This is a genomic window from Haloglomus litoreum, from assembly GCF_029338515.1.
Lineage (GTDB): Archaea > Halobacteriota > Halobacteria > Halobacteriales > Haloarculaceae > Haloglomus > Haloglomus litoreum.
In genome coordinates this window covers 1184365-1206670 of sequence record NZ_CP119988.1, presented here as the reverse complement: position 1 = coordinate 1206670, position 22306 = coordinate 1184365, and the positions used below count along the sequence as shown (strand labels likewise).

Sequence of the window (22306 nt, the reverse complement as noted above, 5' to 3'; positions counted from 1 at the left end):
TGCTGGGCCGATGACGCCCGACCGCATCCTCACGACGGTCGCCGAGCTGGGTGAGCACCACGCGCTGCTGGAGATCGTCGAGCGAGACGGCGTGGACATCGTCCGGTGTCTCCGGTGTGGCCACGCGGTGGTGGTCGGGCCGTGACGGGGCGCGTGTCTTCTACGCGTCTATGCAACCGAGGCCCCCTGCCATCCTTGTAAACAGATTCTTGACCAACTCCGACGAAGCCCTGTTAAGACGTGGCTACCTCCTCTCGAACACTGATACTCGTCTGTGCTGGACTCGTCGTCTTGGCCGGTTGTAGCGCACCCGCCGCTCCGGCTGGGGATGGGGGCGACCCCTCACAGCCAACTGGGGGAGACGCTGCTGCCGATGGCTCCCTAGAGGTTCACTTCATCAACGTCGGCCAGTCCGTCTCGACGCTCGTCATCGGCCCGACAGGTGAGACGATGCTCATCGACACCGGGCACTTCAACGACGACGGCGAGTACGTCCTGCAGTACCTGCAACAACAGGATATCGACCGGATCGACTACCTCGTTACGTCGCACAACGACGCCGACCACATCGGCGGGAACGCGGCTGTCATCAACTACTTCGAGACCGAAGCCGACGGCATCGGCGCGGTCTACGACCCCGGTATCGCCGCCGGCACGCAGACCTACAGCGAGTACCTCGACGCGATCGAAGCCCACGACGTCACGTTGTACGAGACGCGCGAGGGCGACCGCATCCCGTTCGAGAACGTGAGCGTGCAGGTGATGGGCCCGCCGGACCCGTATCTCGAAGACGAGGCCCGCAACGAGAACAGCATCGTCCTCAAGCTGACCTACGGGGGGACGAGCTTCCTGTTCACTGGTGACGCCGAGGACGACCAGGAGGCGTATCTCGTCGACCAGTATGGGTCCCAGCTCCGGGCGACCGTAATGAAGGCGGGCCACCACGGAAGCAAGAGCTCGACCAGCGGAGCGCTGCTGGATGCCGCCCAGCCGAAGGCGGTCGTCATCTCGAGTGCGTACGATTCGCAGTACGGCCACCCGAACGAGGAGACACTCCAACGACTGGCCGAGCGCGACATCCCGGCCTACTGGACAGCAACGCAGGGCCACGTCGTCCTGCGGAGCGACGGGACCGAGGTGACAGTCGCAAGCCAGCAGGAGGCCCCGACGGAGCCGACGAGCATCCGTGATGGGTCGCCCGTCAAGCTGGGGACGACGACGGCGGTCGAGCGCCGCGCCGTCATCAGCGGCGGCGGTGTCATGGACGCGACGGGCACGGCCTCAGCCGTCGCCACCGACGGCGGGACCGCCACGTCGAGCCCGGACGCGGGGACAGGCTCAGGCGAGCTCGCCCTCGCGTCGGTTCACGCCGATGCCGAGGGGAGCGACAGAGACAATCTCAACGACGAGTACATCGTCCTCGAGAACACCGGCGACGGGCCGCTCGACCTCTCCGGGTGGACGGTCAGCGACGAAGCCGGCGCCACCTACACCATCCCCGATGTGACTACGCTCGCGGCCGGCGCCACGATCACGATCCACACCGGGAGTGGGACCGATACGGAGACGGACCTCTACTGGGAGTCGGGCAGTCCGATCTGGAACAACGGCGGCGATACGGTCATTGTCACGGACGATGATGGGTCAACGGTACTCAACGAGGCGTACTCATGATTCCCGATGGCACCTACACGGCGGTACTGGATCGCTTCGAAGACGAGCTGGCGGTACTGGAGGTTTCGGGCGAGGACGAGCGGTATGAACTGGCCGTCGACCAGCACGACCTCCCCCAACCAGCACGGCACGCGGATGCGGTGCTCGAGATCGAGGTTGCTGATGGGGCGCTCGTTGATGCGGACTACAAACCCGTAGAATCGGAGCAACGAATCGACGACGCACAGGACCGCTTCGATCGGCTTTCGAAGCGCCCACCGAGTGATGACGACCCCTGAGTGGCGATTGAGCATCTTCGGCCACACCTACTGACAAGGCCCCGTCTCCCCGACGGCCGCCGACCGGCGTGGCTACCACTGCGGCTCACCGGAGGCACATCCTCGCGAAGACAAAGAACACAAATGGACGCGTTCGAATCGCCTCACCCATGACCAGCGGCGCGCGCGAGGAACCGCCCTACGAGGTGATCGACTACCTGGAGGCGAATGGCCCAGCCCCAGGGTCGGCCCTGCCGACCGAGGTAGCGGCTCGCCATCGTGCGGTCGGCGTCCACTCGTTCACGATTCGGGGGGCGAGAAATGGCGCTGGTGCGAGCTTCGGGAAACAGGTCGTTGTCGTCTATCACCTCGAAGAGCACCCACCGGCCGACGTCATCGACGCCTTCCTCGAAGCGAACGAGCACCTCATCGAGCACGGGACCCCGAATGGGCTGGTCCGACGATTCGGCGGCCACGGGCCGGCGTGGCGCGATGCTGCTCGAACCGTACTCGAAGAGGAATACGGGATGTCGACCGGCGATTCAGGCCCCGACTCGCGAGGCTCGCCACAGAAGGTGAAATGCCCTCGGTGCGAGGAGTTCATCGACGATCTCGGTTCGCACCTCCGAGATGAGTGTGAGGGAGAGTGAGCGACTCGTCGGAGCAGCGTCCACTGCCGATTGCCCTCGAATTGGATGTGCGAGGCTCTGTCGAAATCCTCAATCGGTGATAGGTTCTGACTGCTGTGCCGCATACAGGGCGCATATCGTTCGTTCAAGCGATTGTCCAAAGTTCTGTATTCATGCCATCTTGTGGCATGAAATGTCAACCGACATTGACAATTCCGAGAATATATTTATACCTGGGAAAATAGACAAATAGTCAGATGGACCGGAGTGAGATTGAGAAATTTCTTGATCAAATAGATCCCTCATCTTTTGAGGATTTAATTGGGGACCTTTGGGAAGAATTGGACTATGAGACTACAGTAAAGCCGGAATCTAGAGACAAGGGCATCGATGTCGTGGCCAGACGAGATACACCATTTGACGAGAAAGTACTGATACAAGCCAAGGCAAATAGTGAGGAGAACAAAATCGATAGTGGACAGGTTAGAAAATACCGAACACTGTATCAACAGGAGGACGACGTAGACCGTGTCGTAATAGTTACAACGAGTACGGCTACATCACCAGCAAAAGAATTGGCTAATGATCTTGATGTTGATATAATAAATCGTCAAAAACTTATTGACTTGATTCTGGACGCGGATCTCGATTTAAAACCACAACTGGCTAGTAGTGAAGAAAAGGTCCCGAGCGAGCAAGTCAAACGACTAGTTGAGTCAGCCGAGAAGGGTGTCTGGAATCCAGACAACAATAGCACCAGCTCTAGTGGCGGTCGGAGCTGGTCTGAAAGGTCAATTGATACGAACGAACCATGTTCTCATTGTCATGATGGGCAGATCGGCTGGGACAGCAACACTCGAATTGGGAAATGTAGTTCATGCAATCATGAATACAAATTCAGAAATGGTCGGTGGGTGCCAATTGAACTAGCTGGAGAAGAATGGCAAGCTGCTGGTAGTCCAGAAAGTGAAATTGAGGTGGCTAATGAGTCTGAAGACAATGTTTTAGATGTTCTGGCGGGGCTTGCTATCATATCCCTTCTACTTTCTAGCATCCATTCATTCATATCGTGGTCGTTCCATTCCTATCAGATATGGTTGGTTCTGTTGTATATAATATCAATATCTGCTAACGAACTTCTGATTAAAGCCCAAAACATAATCGGAGAAAGGATCTAACAACAAAATGCCCGTCTTGATGTCTCCGACAGTTGCTGCCACTACTTGTGGTGTTCGTTCGGCTAATCACCTGCTGGCTACAACCTCTGTATCGGCCACGCCGATTTTGTCAGCCTGTGAGGGTCTCGACGGCGTCCGGCTCGCGGCCGCCCTGTTCGGCGTTGTCGCCGTCGCGGTACTGACACGGCGCCATGCCACTGCGCTGGGGAGTCCGTGAGGAGCCTTCCGAGACCTCCACTCGGGACGGGCGTCGAAACCGCCGCGGTAGAAGCGTTCAATCTGTGGCAGCGTCCTCGTACCTCCTGAATATCCATGGTCTGGAACCTCCTCACCCTCATCGTCGCCTATCTTATCGCGTGCGCTGGGGCCTACGCGCTCCACGAAGCTGCCCACTACGTCGTCCACGCGCGATATGCCGAGACAGTCTCGCTCAGTATCGAGTGGCCGGCGCCCTCCGTGACCGCCACGTACGGCCTCGACGGCTCGCCGACCGTGGCGCGACTGGGCTCGGTCGCCCCCACGGTCGTCTTCGCGCCGCTCGTGGGGCTGGGCATCTACCTCTACATGACCTTCTACCCGATTCCGACCCTCTCGCCGACGGTCTGGACGATGGTCGCGGTGCCGCTGCTCATCCTTGTCTACCCGACGGCCGACGACCGGCACGAGTACTGGTACGGCTCGCAGTAGCGGCTCTGTGCTGTCTTCGCTGACCGGGCCACTGAGGATGTGCGTTTCTGGTGAGGGAAACGTACGTTCTAGAACCTGGAGCCCGGTGGTGTTTATATGCCGCACCCCAGCACGCCACGGGGCCAGATGGATACGAACATTCTGTGGCTGAAGCCGGAGCAGGTCGAGATATGCGGGACGCGCCCTACGAGTCTCTCGATGGGCTGCGGGACGGTGCCTTCCCCACGCTGCTGTGCGACACTGGCCTTCGGCGCCGTGCTTTCGCTGCTCGACAGCGACATGCTCGACTTCGTCGACGAGCTGCTCCGCATTCGCATCAACGAATCTACCTATCTCGAAATTCTGACTCCACAATTACGGTCCCGATTTCCACGGCTTCGACTCCGCTTTCGATGCACTCCCAGCGGTCCTTCCGGAGAAGTTTCGAATTCCGTTCCCAAACAGAGCTACACGTCTCACATTTGGCGATGTAATCATAGTTCTCGGCCGAGTCACTCAACCAAATACAATCAGTCTCCCCACAGATCGGACACTTGGTCAGTGTGCTATTCTGAATTGGGGCAACGATGTTCCCGTCAGAACCCATTGAGTAACGATTTTCATCGAACGGAGAAGGCTGTCGGACCATCCAATCAACACCTTCATTTTTTGCTCGCAACCACTCACGGCGACAGTCGAAGCACTTCCTGATTTGCGTCCAGCCTTCGTCATTCAGTAATTCGAACCCGTAGACCTCATTTCTGCGACAATTCGTGCACTCCCTATGGCCCTCTGCCTCGGGAATCCCCGGTCCCACACTGGCTGATATATTCTCTTTTTCAGCCATCTTGTTGACGAAGTCGATCGCCTTATCCGCATTTCGAGTGGTCCCCAACTGCTGGTATACTTCCGTGTGCTCGCGAATATCCACTGATAGCCAATCGGGTAGAGTGTCCTGAGTGGAAGGGGTGTCCATAGAATCGACATTGAACCCATCCAGTTCGGAGAGTAACCGATGTAGATCGTCGCGGTTGACCAGTCGAACCTCTAAATCACTCGCCAGCTCCTGCGCTTGCGAGGTGAACCACCCTGTGGTTACAATCACGACGCTGTCCACATCCTCTTCCTGTTGATACAACGTCGCGTACTTTCGGACCTCTTCGCTACCCACCTTGTTATCCTCGCTCCATGCCTTCGCTTGAATCAGGACTTTCTGTGACGTGGGCGTTTCGCGCTGGGCGACTACGTCAATCCCTCGATCGTTAGAGTCACTCGTTATGGATGTCGTCCAGTCATCTTTTTCCCAGATTTTGGCTACAAGCGCCTCGAATTCGTACGCATCAATCTCGTCTAGGTAGGCATCGATTTCTGCAGACGATTCCTCCATGTTGACACAACGATGTTGCATCACAATAAGCCGGCCGCCGAATTCTCCAAGTGTACTCAAAGCGACGCCCGTTCCTTCTCTTCCAAGTATCTAGATAAATCGATAGGGACGGAGAAGTGGATGCGGGCCTAGGTTCAACCCAAGATTCTCGCTTCCACCGGAAATCTGCTCGCGCTTGATTCCCTGGGTAATTTGCCTATTCAGGCCGGTCTGCGTGGATCCGGTCTGGTTTTCGAGAAGAGGTCTGCTTAGTCCACGCGGACTTGGGGGTACTGAGTGAGCCGAACCTCGTCGGTACTCAGGCGCTCGGCGAGTGCCGGCGAGACCTCGCGCTTGACAGTTTCGAGATTCTCGACGGACTGGACGGCGTGTCGGAGCGCGGCGTCGATCACCTCCGCGTCGGAGTCACAGTTGAGCGCCCCCTTCGCCTGGTCGAGCAGCTTCTCTCGGTCGTCAGTCGCACGGAGCGCGATACGGTCACGTGCCATACAAAAGGGGTTGTGAACACGGCTCCTAGAAACTACCGCTCAACCGGGGGTAACCCACCCATCGCGATTCTCGCGAGAAACTCGAACCCCCATCTGCTTATCAACTAGGCCTCGCCTCGGGACCGACACCGCTCCGATTTCGCCCGGCACCCTCCGATTGTGAACACAATCTGCAGGGGTCACGAGTACCCGATGTGAACACATCGGGAGTATCGCCGTGGAGCTGTAACATCTCGGGCGCAACTGGTGGGGGTCGCGCCACAGTCTAAGCGAGTAATGGAATCAGAAGCGGACCTACTCTTCCGAGTCGGTGTAGGCTTTCCGAATAGCGATCGCGTCTTTCGGACTGAGACGATATCCCTGCAGACGGAGCTTCCCATCTTGTGTCAGCACGATCATATCACCAGCCCCTTGCAAGTCTTCAGCACCTGGCTCATCCAAGATAACCCGCGAGTCAGTGTTGGACGGGAGACGGAAGCTGATCCGGCAGGGGAAGTTGGCCTTGATTTTACCCGAGACGATATCGGCAGAGGGTCGCTGCGTAGCAAGGAAGATCACGAACCCGTGGGCACGACCGACCTGCGCGAGTCGCGTTACCGCCTCCTCGAACGCATCGTCATTATCATCGAGAGACATGATGAGATCGGCATACTCGTCAATGATGATTACGTGATAGGGCATCGGCTCATGGCCCATCTCCTCAGCATACTCGTTCAATTCGCTCACAGAAGCAAACCCACTCTCTTGGAGCCGCTGTTTGCGTTCTGGGAGTTCTGTATTCAGCAGCTCAATCAGATGGTCGGTGCAGGCGTCGGGCGTGTCGAGATACGTGCCCCGCTCCACATGCGGGAGGTCGGCGAAGCGGCCGAAATCAACCCCTTTGGGGTCCAGAATACTCATTTTGAGGTCATCAGGTGAGTGCGTGATTGCGAAGTTGGCGACGATCGTGCTCAAGAAATTCGACTTCCCGGACCCCGTCGCCCCCCCGACAAGGGCATGTTTCTCCTGGAGCATCGAAAGGGCGTGATGCTGATTGTCTACGTCAACGCCCAGCGGTATCGTCACCGGCTCGGCAAGCTCTGACCGGAGTGCCTCAATCCCGTCACGAAGGAAGACAGTCGTCGGCTCTGAATGAGGGATCTCCAGACGGACAGCCCCCTTCGAAGGATTGGGTGAGCCCACAATATCACCTTCAGCCTGGATATGAACGCTGAGCGAATTGAGCTTCTGCATGATCCCCTCCACCGTCTGCCCCTCCTTGGGATGGACGTTGACGCCGATCTTGCGCGGTCCGATGGAAATACTCGATGGGTTTGGCGGATGGATCCGGACTCCGAGTGACTCGAACTCGCGTTTGAGGTCCTGAACGAGTTTGCTCCGGTCGATATCTGCTTCCGGTTCCTCACTTTGTTCCATCTCGGCCAGGATGCTGTCGGCATCTGTGCCGGCCCTCGGGAGTACCTCAGCTTCCTCGCTCGAGGTAGAAGAGGCATCCTGGCCCGTATCCGAAGTTGGCTGGGGCTCCGGGTCAGCTGTCGATGAAGCCTCTGTTGGCGTGACGTTGTCTCCGGGTTCGTCGGTCGACTGAGCGGATCCTGATTTCCCGTTATCAGGCGGTTCTGATGTCGCCTCTACCGCATCGTCTGCTGCGGAAGTGGACGTCTCATCGGGGTCACCCGATTGATCCTGGCTGCTTGATCCGGAGTCAGTTGTTCGTCCACCCCCATTCTGAGCAGGATCAGATGGGCCAGTGGCCATGCCCTGGGCCCCAGTCTGCTCAGCTGTCTCAATTGATCCGTCCGGCGCCTCATTGGTACCCGAATGACTGCTATGGTCGGTCGAAGGGGGGGCTGCTGTCTCCTCAGAAGCGGTGGATGTGGTAGCCGATGCTTCTGTGTCCGTGCTTGGCGTTGCTGTCTCCCCTTCCTGTACTTCTGTTGGAGCAGGGAGATCGAGGCTGAGCTGATCCGGATTCAGATCAGGCAAGACATCCGCTACCGACCCCTCCCCAAGCAGGTTGAGCGTTTTCAGCGGTGCATTGATAGTGCGGACCTCATGGCTAAGATCGACATCACAGGCAAGTGTATCGGACCGCACCCGAATGACCTCGCCGATATGCCCAGTCGCATCCGTGAGGAACTCAACAGCAAAATCGCCCTCCATTAGGGCTGTTTCGTTCCTTTCGATGGTCGAAGCTTCGGCTTCTTCAAGCACATCGTAACTCTCCATTCTTCTGGCGACATCTAGCACAGTCTTGCCGAATTCAGAGTACAGGAGCTGGGCATCGCTGTAATCGATATCGGGATGGAAGATCGAGCGCAGCTCCGAAATCGCTCCTTCGACCTGCTCGCGGCCTTTTTTGAGGCTCGAGGTGCCGCCCTTCGTCTCGACGATCCAGAGCTGAATGGAGTTGCCGTCCAGATTATCTGGGACGCCAACCATGCAGATGTCATCACTCGCAGCACCGCTCTCGGTATACTGCAATAGGCCGTCAGTGCCGTCTCTGGTTGCACGGTCATGGCGTGAGAGCTCATTGAGACTGAGCGGCACCCAGGTATAGCCCTCCGAATTTTCGTCGAGAAGCTGTTTGCTAAGTGCAAGCCCGCCAACGAAGCCAGCCTTCTCGATTACGCCCTTGTCGTCGCTTTGCTGGAGGTCGAGCGCCAGCTCACCATCGACAGCGATCAGCATCGAGAGGACAGTACTTGCATCGAGATATCCGGCGAGATCAGCTTCATCGAGCGCCCGCTTCAGAGCCGTCAAGTACGGGTTCTGCTTGGTCGTCGACGTGATAACATCGTAGTTCGGCGACGAGGTGTCATATTGATCATTGTAGTGGATCATGACCATCCCGCCGCCAGCCCCGATCTCACTATCGGATTCGATATAGAATTCAAGGCCGACGTTTGGCTGCACGTGGACGACCCAGAGCGAATCATCCCAGAGCTTCCCGAGGTCGGCCCGATGGGCAGATTTGATCGTCTTCTTGAGCGTATGGTCCGGGAGGTAGTTGTTGTTCAAGCGCCCGGCTTCCAGGGTGTTAGCGACTCTTGCAACGGATTCAACCAGAGACTCATCGTCGCCATGACCACCAAATCCGACGGAGTAAACTGTCCCAGAGGCGCCAGACTGGACGTCAATCGATTCCCGTGGCAGTAACCCATCAAGTAGCATTCCGGACGGCAGATCACCGAGTTCAGTAATGCCCGCATCCTCGGTTAGCAGCCCCCGGAAGAGCGTAATATGGGCTTCTTTGTGGTTTGCCTCGCTGTACTCGCCCTCACGAACATACATCAGATTCGACCGTAGTAGATCGACAACCTCGTCATTTTTCTGCTCGAGTTGGATTCGGAGCCGCGATTGGGCACTATCGCCGAAGAACCGGTCTAAGGATTCACCTTCCGCTGGACCACCATAGATCCGGAGCAAGATCTGCGGGGGCTCGAATCGGCTCTTTTCCACCCGCTTGTAGAACTCGTACAGCCCCTTGATCACCGGGCGCAGATCCCCCATATTGACCAGATTGATGACGAAGTTACGTCCCTCATGCAGCTCAAACAGAAGCGGGAACGAGTGCATGAACGTATCCAGCTTGTCACGGACTACTCGTTCCATATACTGTGGGGTAACTGAGCCGGGCGACTCAATCGGTGAGTATACCGTCCACAGCGGGTTTTCCTCATAGAGCAAGCCACGGAGCAGCTCCTTATCCGCCCCATCTGAGACCATGTACGGAAGCAGACCGGTCGGATTGAATCGAGTAAGGAACCGCTCGGAGCGGAATCCACCAACAGCCCCGTTTGCGACCAGTGTGTCATCACGCCAGGCGGCAATCCGGTAGCCGTATGCCAACATCACCGGATGGAACGGGGTGAGCCAAATCCGGTTGCTGACAGTCGACCGGATCGTTCCGAGCCCTCGAATCGAGGTGTAGTCGCTGAAGTCGGGGGTGTCACCGATCTCATCGATCGACGCCTCGTACGCGGTGAGGACATCGTCGACGAGCCGCTTCGTTTCTTCGTCCCAGGGGTCTGTCGACGGCGTCCGATTCCGGTCGTCGAAGTGCTCGAGAAGTCTCGCATACGCCCGCTGTAATTCCGGGAACTCCTCGAGTGCAGTCCCGTCGGCAACACGTCCCGCCTGAAGCTCCTCGGAATCGATAACCCGGTGCTGGACCTCGCGGCTCCGGATGATCTCCTCTTCTGTTTGGATAATCTCTAAAGGCGCCTCCTCGATTCGGATGCCTTCCTCAGTGGGAGTGTAGATCTCTCCTCGATTAGTGTCGATAGAGATCGACTCAGGGAGCTGGAGTGCCTCACCTGCCCAGCGGTCTGGCTCGGCAATGCCCGCTAACATTAGCGGGAAGATCATCTCCTCAGTATCTGCTGTGGAAACCTCCGTCAGGAAGGTAATCCGAATCGGGATTTCATCCGGTGGAGCGACGAGTATGCTGACTCGTTCGACCGTATCAGGCGCCGATGGATTGATGACTAGGTACCCAGTGAACTCGACTGATCGTTCATCACCGTCGGCCACCGTCACTTCGGTCTGTTCCTCTGAGAAATCGAAGTCAAGCCGCTGTGGCGGCTGGAGCGTGATTTCCTCATCCCCATGGCGAATGAGGGTCTCTGCCTCGACGTCGACATCGAACGGAGTGTCCTTTGTCGCCTCAAATATCCACGAGGGCACAACTGCGACGTCGAACTCATGCGTCGGCGTGCCGCGTGTTGTCTGGTTGCCGACATATAGCAGCAGCCGCCCGTAGAATGGCCGATCACTCGCAAGCCCTTCAAGCCGAGCAGTGAGGCGGTTTTCGCGTTTACTCAGAGTCGCCAGATCAGACTCATTACCATCGCTGTCGAGAAACTCATAGGGGACATCGTCCAGATCGGCAGAGAACTCTGCTGTCAGCCGGACTTCGCCATCGTCTGCAATCGCAACGATGGCTCGACGAACACCGCTTTCGTCTACGGGACTGTAGATCCGAGTGTCTGCAGCATCGACCTCTAGTGTCCGGAATTGTCGACTCGTCCGCTTGATCTCATGCTTGGCAGCCCTCGTGTGCGACGTGTCCTTCCACGATGCCCGGTCCAAAACACCTCGGACAAAGCCCTCTTCGTATTGTGAGTCCAGCTTTGACGCTGTATCGGTACCAGTCCGGTGCGCCCGACGAAGCTGCCGGGCATGCGTCTGATTGTCGGCGAGGAATTCTGCAGCTGAGTCTGTGAGGTCCTCTTCAGGAGTTGTCTGATCGAACCAGTCCGACTCAATGTAATCCTCGCGGATGAACCCTGGTAACTCTCCGATCAGCTCAGGGAGACGGTCTGCATCCTCCTCATCGATTGCGAGCCGAATTTCGCAGAGAGTGTCCAGTACTTCTACGTCTTCGCTGTACAGTGAATCAGACGAGAGTACCTTGTTAAGCGCCTTGAGAAGCGCTTTCCCCTGCTCTGAGCTGCAAGTCTCCGGATCCAATACGCTTTCGCGGAACGAGGTGAGGTTCAGAGAGCCCTCTTCGCCAAAAAGACTCTCAGAAGCCTCGAGCGTGTCCAGAGTCGCATCAGACTCCAGTACCATGAGCATGGCAAACGGTGTGTCCGTTTGCGCGGAGTCCGAGACCAAATTCCGCATCCGAGTTGCGAAGCCCTGGGTAATGACGTGTGCTGGAGAGTCTGCAGGCGCTTCGGGTACTACTCGTGCCAGGAATAGCGGCACCCCGTCTTCGACAGTCAGGGTCGGCAGCGTAGCCGACGACCCAGGGATTTCGCGCGGCTCAGCTGCAGCAAGTTTCTGAAGACTGTCGGCGAAGACGTCCGCAGTCGCCGGGTCATGAAATTCAGCCAGCAGTTTCTGGCCGGCCTGCGGCGGGTTTTCAGCTAATCGTTCCTGCAACCATTCGGCTAACTGCGTTTCAAATTGCCCTGACATAAACTGAACCTCCGCTGTCACTCTGTCGGTCGATGAGCCCCATCTCGTCTAGTTCCTCGAGCGCAACATTCTGCGACTGTGAGTCGAGGTAGATGCCCCGTTGCCGCAAGTAGTCGAGGAACTGTTCGTAGTGCTTGTCGTCCTGTCCCGAGGCGAATAGTCGAGCGAAAAACCGTAGCGCACTCCGATTAAGACGAAGTGTTGGCCCAACCTTCCGCTGTGTTCTGTAGTACCGGCGATCTTGGCCTTCGCCCAGCTGTCGAATCACATTGACACCCATGCTGATGGGCGTCTGATTCGATTTCGAGCGGGATTCGTAATACCGACGAACGGCATGAACCAACCGGACAGCTGCTGTCGGGAGGTCCATCGTCCCGGAATCCTCGAAGTTTGCGAAAGTAGCGATTTCAGCGGCGCACTGCTGTTGTTGTGTCTCCGAGAGTTCCTCCACGGCTTCGGAGAGAGTATAGACAGGCTGCTCAGCAGAGGTCTGTGACTCCGGGATAGCGTCATTGATTAGACGTAGAGCAGCCAGACGTCCCCACGAGTCATAGACGAACCGCTCAAGCCCCTGGTCGTCGCGTTCCCGCCACTCCTTGGAGAATCGGCGATCATGAGTCGCCCGCTCGTCCCATAGTCCGAAGTAGATCTCTCTAATTCTCGGTTCGAATGTTTCCAACTCTCCATCGGCAGCTGCCTGGAATTCTGCTCGGAGATTGATTGAGAGCTGAAGATAGTACATCATGAAGTGGAAACAAAACAGATCCTTGGTCGACTGGAGCCAGTTCGTTGGGGAGTCGTACTCGTCATCCAACCAGACTCGAAGATCCTCCTGAAATCGGGTCGCGCAAGATGCTACGTATGGCTTGATCGGATCCGGATCCGCCTGTTGGCTGGCAGTGCCAGGCTGAAGTTCGTGTGCAGCATCAATGAAGATCTGCTCGAACAGATTCGAGGCCTCCATTTCCTCTAAACGAGTGACAAAGGAGTCATGCAGTGACGTGTTGAGGGCCACCGGATCCGTCTCCGTCATCAACATCCGGTACCATTTCCCCCAGTTGCGCGTCTCCTTGGGCTTGATTGCCTTCGCTATAGAAGGGTGGAAAGGCAGAACGTACCGTTTAGCCTTCTTGCCTCGTGCGCCGCGTTCGCCAGTGGTAGTATATGACGCCTCAAACACCTCCCAAATTTGCTCTGCTGTCGCTTCATCTGGCACGGCCTCATGTGCCTCCATCGCCTCTCTGAGTTCATCGAGATCTTCAGTCGAAGGGGAGGCCCCGAGTACGCCAGCTAGAATCTCCGAGAAAATCGACTCCCTGAGAGTCGCTGCTGGGGATGTGGGGAAAAACGCCTCCTCAAGGACCCGATTGACCGAGTCCTTGAAATCCGGTGTCGAATCTTGTTCCAGTGACATACTTACAGCTCACCTGAACGAACCTGAATCGTTTCGAACGCGTCGCGCTCGAGCCGGAGGACCGTCTCATCTGACTTATTCTCAATACGGACCGTATCTTTCTTGTCAGTGAATTCGGACAGCCGGGATTGGATAAGTCGGATGCCCTCCGAGCGCTCCAGATCACGCGAATTGGGTCTGTATCCTCGGCTGATTCGTTTCATCAGCAAGTACAATCCGAATGTGATCGGGACGGGGATCTCGAGCGTCTCTCCCCCTGGCTGAAGCACAATCCAAAGCTGCCCGGGTATCGTCTCCGTCTGGGTTTGAGACTTCGAGGCTTCAAGACTGGGCGTTGGTTTCTCCCACTTCGAGAGGAATTTGTAATCTCCCTGAACTCCGTCCACGAATTCGATCCAGTCATCGGTCTCGTCGGATCGTCCAGTCCACCCCTTGAGCGCCTTCGTCACGGTCGTGACGGCACTGCTGGCGTCTTGTTTGTACGGGTCGCCAGATCTGTCCTGCGGAGGATCAAAGAATGTGAGGGCGCCAGTGAATTCCTGAAACCACGACCAGTCCCGCGCCGTACGGACGTTTGATTCACCAGAGACGTATTCTTTCCTCAGGGCGGTTCTGGCACGAGCTTCGAGCGGCTTGCCTTCCAGTGCTGGGGTATCATCAAGCGCCTGATTCAGGGCACTCGGGCCGGCTCCCCAGCTAAGGATCTCTTCATCAGTCGCCTTCTCAGCCTGGGCTGCCGGATCAAGCAGCCCACGGTTTCCGTCCTCGTGGGTGCCAAGACGTTCGAATAGCGCGTTCCAGATTACAACATCCGGATCGAATTGTCGGCCGTAGTTCGCCGACCGGCCGACAGGGCATTCATTATCGGTATCAGGCACCGGCTGCATCGATTCTGGGACAATAATCTTAGAAACGAGATCCAGAATCATCCGCGGGTTCAGATAGATATTGTTGATCAGACCAGTTGCAGCGATGAGTTCGACCACTTCTTCTCTGATCTCTGGATCCGTGAACTGGCGAGCATTATAGTGGAGAGGGCAGTGATCAACGGCGGGACAGCGGTCGTTAGCTTGCTGGTAGGCGTGGTAGAACGGGCTCGCGGGGTCATCAAAGGCGAATTTCTCCACAATCTTCGACAGGAGCCCCTTGCCGAGTTCGTCAGGGGCGGTCGAGTACGTCGACCTGTGGCCAAGGTTCAGGACAGTTACCTGATCAGTCTCGTATCGGGGTTCATTTCGACAGGCATCAATCGCCTCCCAGACTTGGCCGTATTCAGATTTGTATCCCTGCCGTTCGAAGAAATCGATTGCAAGTCCCAGATTGATCGCGAGCCCGGTTCGCGGCCCAGCTTCTTGATCGAGACATTTCGAAACCGCGTCGAGAAAGTCAGCAAGGGTATCGTCGTACGTCTGATGCTTCCCACGGGACGCGGTTGCGTCCATGTGGATATGCTCCGGTTCCAGATCAACGTCGGTCGACTGTGCCTCTTTGAAAGCTCGTGAGAGCAGCGCGCTCTTCCCATCACCTGCGCTGCCAGTGATCACGAGATGTTTCCCGTCTCTCGCGTAGTTTTCGACAAAGAACTCTCGGAGGAGGTCGTCTTCAGCCGTCTCTATATACAGCTCCTTTCGAAGCTCGTTTTTGTCAATGTGCCCGCCGACAATCGCCCCCGCTTCCCCCATCTGGCATGACCGGAGAAGCTCATACAGTGACTTCGTCTCCAGCTCGGAGGGTTCGTCTGAAGAGGGTGGAGCCTTCGTCTCGTTCTGTGGCTTCTGCGTCGGCCCGCCGCTCGTTTCGGTTGCAGTCGGCGTTTTAGCCTCGTCTGTCTCTGATTGCTCTCTTGTTGATGTCGCGGTTTGCGTTGGCTGCTCAGCAGTGTGCTCGACAGCATCGGCAGACAGCCGATACTCATTATCTGGTGTTACTTCGAGAGCGTCCTCCTTGATCAGCGTCTGAACTGCTGATTTGAGTTGACTACCATAGGCATCAACGTCAGGATAGGCATCCTCCAACGCTGGGAGCCCGACGTTATGCACATCGACTTGTGACACCGTCTCTGTGTTGGTGCGCTGGCAGTAGTCCAAGAGCGCATTGAACACCACCTCCTCCCGTCGGTCCATCTTCTGGGTGCTGGCAACGAGTCACAATAAAACCACAACCCGATCGCCCTCACATGGTTTTTGATCAGATATTGCTGAGATCGGAGGTCAGAAGGCCCCTTACCCAGGTTTCGATCTGATGTCCAGGCTTACAGTAATAGCACAGAACAGAGCTAGACTGCAGTAGTAGAAGACAGCCGAAGTTTGCTGAGCGGTGCGGGGTATGGTTTCCAGCCAGTGCCCTTAGGCACACTCCCTAAGGGGGTTTTCCCGCCCGGCGGGAACAGCCCCGACCGAGCAGCGCGGCTACAGGGTGGTGAAAAGCGGGGTGGGGGGGTTGGGGGGATGCACCTGAACAGGTGCAATTGGGCGAATGAGTAGTCAGTATTTAAATGAAATGGCCAAAGACGCAGCGTTGCCACTACCGAGCCGTCACTCAGCGAGGAACTTCCCGGCCTTCGAGGTCATCGACTGACCGCGGTTCTTCCAGTCGACGAGCATGTTGCGGAACGCCGCGGCGTCGTGGCCGTCCTGGACCCAGGCCGAGTAGCCCTCGAGCAGTGCCTGTGAGACGGTGGGGTAGTGGTCGGCCTGCAGGTCCGAGAGCACGGTGTCGATCCGAACCCGGACCCGGCCCTCGTGGTTCCGCTGCAGGACCTCGACGGCGTACTCGTTGAGCCACTCCTGGAAGGCGCTCGACTCGGCGCGGCGCTCGTCCATCGCGACCAGCTGGGCCGCCCGACTCGTCGCATTCCGAATGTGGTGCTCGGCGGACTCGACGATGGCCTTGACCCGCTCGGCGAGCTTCCGGGAGCCGAACCGAATCTCGCCGCCGTCGCTCTCGAGGATGCCACCCATCCGCTCGAGCGCGCGATACAACGTCGAGATCGACCGCCCGGCGCCGTCGGCCAGCTGGCGGTAGTCCTGCCCCTCACCACGTGCGACGAGCTGCTCGAGGAGGTCGGCGTCGGCGTCGGTCATCGACCGGAGCGCCGTCACCACCAGCGCCTCCTGCTCGGCCTCGATCTGGGGCGTCGGGTCGTCGTACAGCCGGACATCGCCATCGGTCGCCTGGGGCGTGAAATGGTCGTCGGCGATGAACGTCGTCGCATCCGGCTTCACCGGGATCCCCGACCAGCGCAGCGTGTTGAGGATGAGCTCCTCGAGCTCGTCCCGCAGGGCATCCCGCTCGCCCCACGACCACGCCGACCCGTCGAGCGACTTCCGGGCGAGCGCCCCGACCTTCGGATGGTACAGCGGATCCTCGGCGGCGCCTTCATCCTCGGAGTCCCGGACGTGCTTCGGATGGTAGTGCTTGAGCTGCTTCCCGGCGGTGTGCCCATCGATGAGTCGCTGGGCATCGCCTCGAGGCAGAATGAGCCGGTGGTTGTACCCGACGACGTCCTCGTTGTCGATCTTGAGCTCGGCCTTCGACCCGCGCTCGTCGGCACAGAGCATCAGCAGCCGCCGCATGATGCCGTCGTTCGAGATGTACTTCTTCGCCATCCCGCGGCGGACCCGGACGTAGCGCTCGTACTCGTAGATGCTCGACCACTCGTGCAGCGCCGAGAAGTAGTGCGGGCTCACATCCATCCCAGCCTCGTCGGCAAGCCTCTGGACGAACTCCCACAGCAGCCCGGGGTACGCGTCGGGCTCCAGATTCGACCCCTGGGCGTGCACGGCGACGCCCTCGTCCGGCCCGTCGTCGTGGTCGAACGGCGTGGAGACCTGTTTCCCGCTCTCGTAGGCCTCGAGCCCGCTCCACCGGGGCTTGACCTCGAACGTGACCTTGCGGCGGTTGTGCTCGCCGGCGCCGCGGGCTTTGATTTGCCACTCCTTGAGCGGCTCGTCGACGGGATCCTCCTCGCGGGGTGCGAGCCCGCCGTCGGTGTCGGTCATCATGACCTCCCAGGTCTCCCCGTCGACGGGGACCTCCACGTTCCCGGCGTAGCCACCCAGCCCCTCGATGAGGAGCTTGCCGAGCAGCCAGTACGGGTCGGCACCGTGCTCGGTGTAGACGAGGTGACCCTTCACTTCGTGCGGCGCCGTCTCGACCAGCGCCATCAGCCACCACCCTCGGGCGCGGCGCGCTCGATCACCGCCCCGTCCGCATCGACCCGCGCGACGTAATCCGCACACGCACGACACCAGAGGACGCGCTCGCCGGCGGCTGCGTCGATCGCGTAGTCCGCGTCGGGGGCGTGCGCACACAGGCTGGGCCATGAATCGCTGCTCGCCGGCGTCGTACCGCCATCGGTGGCAGCCGACTGACGGGCTGCGCTCGTGTCCGACGTGTTCAGCGACGGACTGGCGGCCGTCTCGCCGGTCGTTGAATCGTCACCTTCGAGCGCAGCCTTCTGGCGATTGAGCGCGCCGATGACGGCCTGCCGCGGGCACTCGGGCCGCTCAAGTGCGAGCTCCGCCTCGAGGTACCGCTGGACCTGTTCGACGGTCCGGAGCCCGCGGATGCGTTGCTGGAGCTTCTGCTTTGGCGGCATGGCCTCGGGCTCGTCGACGTAGGCCCCGCGCTCGAGCGAGACGTCCAGGAAGCGCGCGGGCTCGTCTCGAGCCGTCGCGAGGTCCTCGGTGCCCCCACCGTAGTCCGCACACAGGTCGGCGCCACACTCGGAACAGCGATACACGAAGTCCGAAACCCCGTCGCAGACCGGGCAGGGCGTCTCGGCATTCCCCTCGCGGTCGCTGGTGAACCGCGGCTCGCGCCAGTCACGCATCAGGCGACACCTCCGTCAGGGTCTGCTGGCTGGCGTCGACGAACGTGGGCGCGTACTCGGGGTCGAAGTTACAGAGTAGCCGCTCGGTGACTTCCTTCGTGCGGCCGTCGTCCTTCCCGCTGTCGTGGTTGTATTCGCGGGTGACTTCCTCCCAGTCCGTGTACAGGTCCTCGGGCCGGTCGGTATACGAGACCAGCCCGTACCCCTCGATATCCGTCAGTGCCTCCGCGAGCCCCGCGTGTTCGAAGCCATCGACACGGTAGGTGCGCTCCTTGTCGAGATACGGCGGGTCACAGTAGAAGACCGTACTCGGGGAATCGTACCGCTCGATGACGGCTCGGAAGGAGTTGTGCTGAATCGAGACGCCCTGCAGCCGCTCGCAGGTCGCCTCGATGTGCTCGGGGACGTTCGCCCACGCTGAGGCCTCGCTCGAGAGCGTCGCAATCGAATCCCGCTTGAAGCCCCGCGGGCTGTTGTACTTCCCACCGAACTGGCTGTACCGCAGGAAGAGGAACCGGCCCGCTCGTGCGATCGGGTCGTCGGGCCGCTCGCCCTCGTAGAAGTCCTGGACATACTCGGCGTGGAGCTCTTCGCTGAACGGCGTCCGGCGGGCCCACTGGATGAGCTCCTCGGGCCGGTCGCGGGCGACCTCGAAGAACTGGACGAGGTCCCGGTCCAGGTCGTTGTAGACCTCGATCGCACTCCGGGGCTTGTTCAGCAGGACCGCCGCGCTGCCGCCGAAGGGCTCGACGTACGTGGTGTGGTTGGGCAGGTGGTCGGTCACCCAGTCGACGAGCCGCGTCTTCCCGCCGACATACGGGAACGCACTCAGCGCCATCACGCCTCACCCCCGGCCAGGCCCTCCAGCGTCCCGTCCGGCAACTCCAGCAGCGGTGCGACCGTCGCGACGACCTGGATATGCTCATCGAATCCCCAGGCCAGCAGGGGATGCGAGTCATCCCAGTACCAGTACTGGCGGGCCCGCTTGCCGGTCGGGACGAGGTCGAGCAACTCGCCGATGGGCTCGTGCTGGTAGGCGGCCAGCGCGGGCTCGCTGGCACTGCCGTCGATATCCGTCTCGACCAGCTGCTCGTCATCGCTGTCCCAGATACCGAGCCGAGCGCCGCGACCATCGGTGACGAGAACAGCACGCGTGACCGCCTCGGCTGCCTGCTCAGCCTGGGTCCGCTGGTACCCGAGATCGTACACCGAGACGATCGCCCGCTCGCTGGCCTCGCCGGCGATACGAGCGAAGTCGGCACGCTGGCCGTCAGTTCGTGCCACTGCCGGCATCGTGCCGCCGTACTGTGAGTCGGTCGTTCGGACCGAGAGAGCCTCGTCGCCGAATTCCAGGCGGGTGCTGACACCCTCCTGGTCGGTGGTGCGGCGCCGGGCCATCGAGGCGAGCGTGCCGAGGTCCTCGCCCTCGACCGCGACGGTGCCGACGCGGCCACTGGTCGGCACGCCACACCGGTGCTCCGGGACGTGAATCAGGCAGGCGAGGTAGTTGCCCGCGTTCGAGGCGTACGCCGAGAGGCCGTGCTCACTCCACCCGATGTGAATCGCCTCGCTGTGGCTATCGAACCGCTGGCCCAGGTCGGCGAGATGGCGGAGCAGTCGGCGGGGCGCGGTGACCTCGCCGACTGGGGCACCGCCCGGGAACAGCTCGGTGAGGCTGGTGCCGAACCCCTCGCGAGACGGACGCTCGGGCATCAGGTGTCACCTCCGTCGAGGTCGTACTGCTCGGCGAGCAGCCGCGCCAGCACCTCGGCCTCCGCACCCGCGACGGGGTCGCCGGCCCCGCCGAAGGCGCCGGCGAACGCGCGGGTACAGGCCCACTGGCTCGCGCGAGGCCGATACCCGGCGCCGTCGTAGTGGGCCTCGTAGTCCTGATACCAGGTCCGCGAAACATCGCGGTCGACGTACAGCACGCGGATGAGCCCGCGGTCCCCATCGAGCCCGCGGAACCGGCCCCGGACCATGAGCACGGCGTAGCCGACGTGCTCGGTCGCGTTCCGGTCGGCGCGGTCGAAACGAGGAGCGCGCCAGCTGGCGGGCAGGGTCCGGGGCTCGGTTGCGGCCCGGAAATCCGCATCGTCGGGGAAGTACGTCGCGAGGACGGCGCCGTCGGGCGTGGCGTCGGTCGCCGCCATCAGTCCGCACCCCCGTCTTCAGCCGGGCGGTGGAGTCGGTTGCCGGCGGTGCCCCGCGCCCGGATGACGGGGTCGCCCTCGCCGGGCCCGTCCTCGGGGAAGCACCGCTGGCACGGCGGATGGAAGGCGAGCAGGCCGCCGGTCGCGGTCTCACGCGACCAGTTCGAGCCGGTCCGGTTGCACGCCGGCTGTGGGCCATCGGGGCCGCGCTGGCGCTCGGCGCTCACGCGGCACCACCCCTATTACTGTTCGCGTGGTCACCAACAGCTGTGGCTGGTGGCCTTTTGTACAAGGGATGTGGACAAAATCTTCCAAGCCGGTAGGGGGATTTGAACCCTCGACCTATTCCTTACGAAGGAATCGCTCTGCCAGTCTGAGCTATACCGGCGCTACGCGATGGAAGTCGGGTCCGAAGTATAAGGATTCCGAAGCCGTGCGACGGTCTCGGCCTCAGCGCGTCAATCGGACATCGAGGCAGACGTTCAGTTCGTGGGGGGCGTACGACCGGACCTCGTGGCGCGTCTCGACGGTCACGTCGTACGCATCGCCGGCGGCCTCGCGGATGGCACCCTCCCCGGGCCCGAACGGGTCGTCCTCGTGCTGGATGTCGTAGTAGTGGAGCACGCAGTCGTCGCCAGCGAGCCGCACGGCCGTCTCGAGGAACTCGTCCGCCGAGTGCGGGAGGTTCATGACCACGCGCGAGGCCCAGCCGTCGTAGTCCTCGCGGTCGACGACCGCTCTGACATCGCCCTCGTGGGCGGTGACGCGGTCGGCCACCCCGTTGCGTTCGGCGTTCTCGCGGAGGTAGCGGACGGCGGCGGGGTTGAGGTCCACCCCGACACAGCGTGCGCCGCGCTTCGCGGCGGGAATCACGAACGGCCCGACGCCGGCGAACATATCGAAGAAGTGGTCCTCGGCGTCGACCTGCCCGACGACACGGTGGCGCTCGGTCGCGAGCCGCGGGGAGAAGTACACCTCGGCGATATCGACCAGGAACTCGCAGCCGTACTCGCGGTGGACGGCCTCGGTACCGTCGCCGGCGAGGACGTCCCAGTCCCGGACGCGCGTCTCGCCCTTGACCTTCGAGGCGCGGTTGACGACCGTCTCCGCCGGGAGCGAGGACTCCATCACCGCGTCGGCCGCGGCGCGGGCGCGCTCGGGGTCGTCCTCGTCGAGGATGACGATCCTCCCGAGGCGCTCGTATGTCGGCGCCCAGCCGAGGATATCCTCGGGGAGCGTCTGGCCCTCGCGGACGGGGGACTCGTGGGTGACCACGTCGAACCCGTCGGGGACGGCCGTCGGGTCGGTGACGGGCACGTACAGCCGGCCGTCGGCGACGGTGATGCGGTGGTCGCCGTCCACCAGGTCGCGCTCGGCGAGGGCAGCACGGGTGGCCTCGCCGTCCTCACGCGGGACGGCGACGCAGGGGACCGGCTCGGTCCGGCGGTCGCGGTCGTCGCTCACGGGTGGAGGTCATCGATGGGACCGCCTAAGGCTGCCGTTTGCCGTCAAGCGGCCACGGGGCTGTCCGACCGTCACCAGGACCGGCGTCCACAGTCGGCGTGCACGATCAGCCGGCCGCCACACCCGCGAGTGGTCCGTCCGTCGGCGGAGTAATCGCCGGGGGACCCCCCTCCGCGTCGGACCGACAGCGGTTGTTCCGCTCGGCGACACCCGACGGAACTCCAGTGAACCCAG

Annotated in this window: 18 protein-coding genes and 1 tRNA gene; 6 read left to right on the top strand and 13 right to left on the bottom strand. The window is 60.4% G+C overall.

Annotation, left to right across the window (positions count from 1 at the left end):
* Positions 1-10: 10 nt before the first annotated feature.
* The 6 genes from P2T62_RS05990 (at position 11) to P2T62_RS05965 (ending at position 4425) form a co-directional block, all read left to right on the top strand.
* The gene (locus tag P2T62_RS05990) at positions 11-145 is read left to right on the top strand and encodes a hypothetical protein (protein WP_276260575.1); all 135 of its coding nucleotides are present in this window, start codon (positions 11-13) and stop codon (positions 143-145) included.
* Positions 146-291: 146 nt separating this feature from the next.
* Complete coding sequence (locus tag P2T62_RS05985) at positions 292-1674, top strand: lamin tail domain-containing protein (protein ID WP_276260574.1); 1383 nt, start codon at positions 292-294, stop codon at positions 1672-1674.
* Positions 1671-1952: a DUF3006 domain-containing protein gene (locus P2T62_RS05980; RefSeq protein WP_276260573.1), complete on the top strand. Its 282-nt coding sequence runs from the start codon at positions 1671-1673 to the stop codon at positions 1950-1952. The genes P2T62_RS05985 and P2T62_RS05980 overlap by 4 nt, the downstream gene beginning before the upstream one ends.
* Before the next feature lie 68 nt (positions 1953-2020).
* Positions 2021-2581 (top strand): hypothetical protein, encoded by a 561-nt coding sequence (locus P2T62_RS05975; RefSeq protein ID WP_276260572.1) that lies wholly within the window; start codon positions 2021-2023, stop codon positions 2579-2581.
* A gap of 236 nt (positions 2582-2817) precedes the next feature.
* A complete protein-coding gene (locus tag P2T62_RS05970) occupies positions 2818-3738 on the top strand; it encodes a restriction endonuclease (RefSeq protein WP_276260571.1) in 921 nt (306 codons plus the stop codon).
* Positions 3739-4050: 312 nt separating this feature from the next.
* Positions 4051-4425: a hypothetical protein gene (locus tag P2T62_RS05965; protein WP_276260570.1), complete on the top strand. Its 375-nt coding sequence runs from the start codon at positions 4051-4053 to the stop codon at positions 4423-4425.
* Between the two features lie 325 nt (positions 4426-4750).
* Here P2T62_RS05965 and P2T62_RS05960 read toward each other — a convergent pair whose 3' ends face one another.
* The 13 genes from P2T62_RS05960 to P2T62_RS05900 form a co-directional block, all read right to left on the bottom strand.
* Entirely contained in the window at positions 4751-5791 is a 1041-nt protein-coding gene (locus tag P2T62_RS05960) for a restriction endonuclease (protein WP_276260569.1), read from the bottom strand.
* A 248-nt stretch (positions 5792-6039) separates the two neighbouring features.
* Positions 6040-6279, bottom strand: a complete 240-nt coding sequence (locus tag P2T62_RS05955) for a DUF7386 family protein (protein ID WP_276260568.1) — start codon at positions 6277-6279, stop codon at positions 6040-6042.
* A gap of 294 nt (positions 6280-6573) precedes the next feature.
* Complete coding sequence (locus tag P2T62_RS05950; protein ID WP_276260567.1) at positions 6574-12207, bottom strand: FtsK/SpoIIIE domain-containing protein; 5634 nt, start codon at positions 12205-12207, stop codon at positions 6574-6576.
* Complete coding sequence (gene dptG, locus P2T62_RS05945) at positions 12191-13621, bottom strand: DNA phosphorothioation-dependent restriction protein DptG (protein ID WP_276260566.1); 1431 nt, start codon at positions 13619-13621, stop codon at positions 12191-12193. The genes P2T62_RS05950 and dptG overlap by 17 nt, the downstream gene beginning before the upstream one ends.
* Positions 13622-13623: 2 nt before the next feature.
* Positions 13624-15744: a DNA phosphorothioation-dependent restriction protein DptF gene (dptF, locus tag P2T62_RS05940; protein WP_276260565.1), complete on the bottom strand. Its 2121-nt coding sequence runs from the start codon at positions 15742-15744 to the stop codon at positions 13624-13626.
* A gap of 411 nt (positions 15745-16155) precedes the next feature.
* On the bottom strand, positions 16156-17787 hold the full coding sequence (locus P2T62_RS05935; protein ID WP_276260564.1) for a DUF7845 domain-containing protein: 1632 nt from the start codon (positions 17785-17787) through the stop codon (positions 16156-16158).
* Complete coding sequence (locus tag P2T62_RS05930; RefSeq protein ID WP_276260563.1) at positions 17787-18455, bottom strand: hypothetical protein; 669 nt, start codon at positions 18453-18455, stop codon at positions 17787-17789. The genes P2T62_RS05935 and P2T62_RS05930 overlap by 1 nt, the downstream gene beginning before the upstream one ends.
* Positions 18448-19293 (bottom strand): DNA adenine methylase, encoded by an 846-nt coding sequence (locus P2T62_RS05925; RefSeq protein ID WP_276260562.1) that lies wholly within the window; start codon positions 19291-19293, stop codon positions 18448-18450. The genes P2T62_RS05930 and P2T62_RS05925 overlap by 8 nt, the downstream gene beginning before the upstream one ends.
* Positions 19293-20168: a hypothetical protein gene (locus P2T62_RS05920; RefSeq protein ID WP_276260561.1), complete on the bottom strand. Its 876-nt coding sequence runs from the start codon at positions 20166-20168 to the stop codon at positions 19293-19295. The genes P2T62_RS05925 and P2T62_RS05920 overlap by 1 nt, the downstream gene beginning before the upstream one ends.
* Positions 20168-20608, bottom strand: coding sequence for a hypothetical protein (locus tag P2T62_RS05915; RefSeq protein ID WP_276260560.1), 441 nt, complete (start codon positions 20606-20608; stop codon positions 20168-20170). The genes P2T62_RS05920 and P2T62_RS05915 overlap by 1 nt, the downstream gene beginning before the upstream one ends.
* Positions 20608-20835, bottom strand: coding sequence for a hypothetical protein (locus tag P2T62_RS05910; protein ID WP_276260559.1), 228 nt, complete (start codon positions 20833-20835; stop codon positions 20608-20610). The genes P2T62_RS05915 and P2T62_RS05910 overlap by 1 nt, the downstream gene beginning before the upstream one ends.
* A gap of 87 nt (positions 20836-20922) precedes the next feature.
* Positions 20923-20996, bottom strand: a tRNA-Thr gene (locus P2T62_RS05905).
* Positions 20997-21058: 62 nt separating this feature from the next.
* Positions 21059-22072: a class I SAM-dependent methyltransferase gene (locus P2T62_RS05900; protein ID WP_276260558.1), complete on the bottom strand. Its 1014-nt coding sequence runs from the start codon at positions 22070-22072 to the stop codon at positions 21059-21061.
* Positions 22073-22306 lie beyond the last annotated feature (234 nt).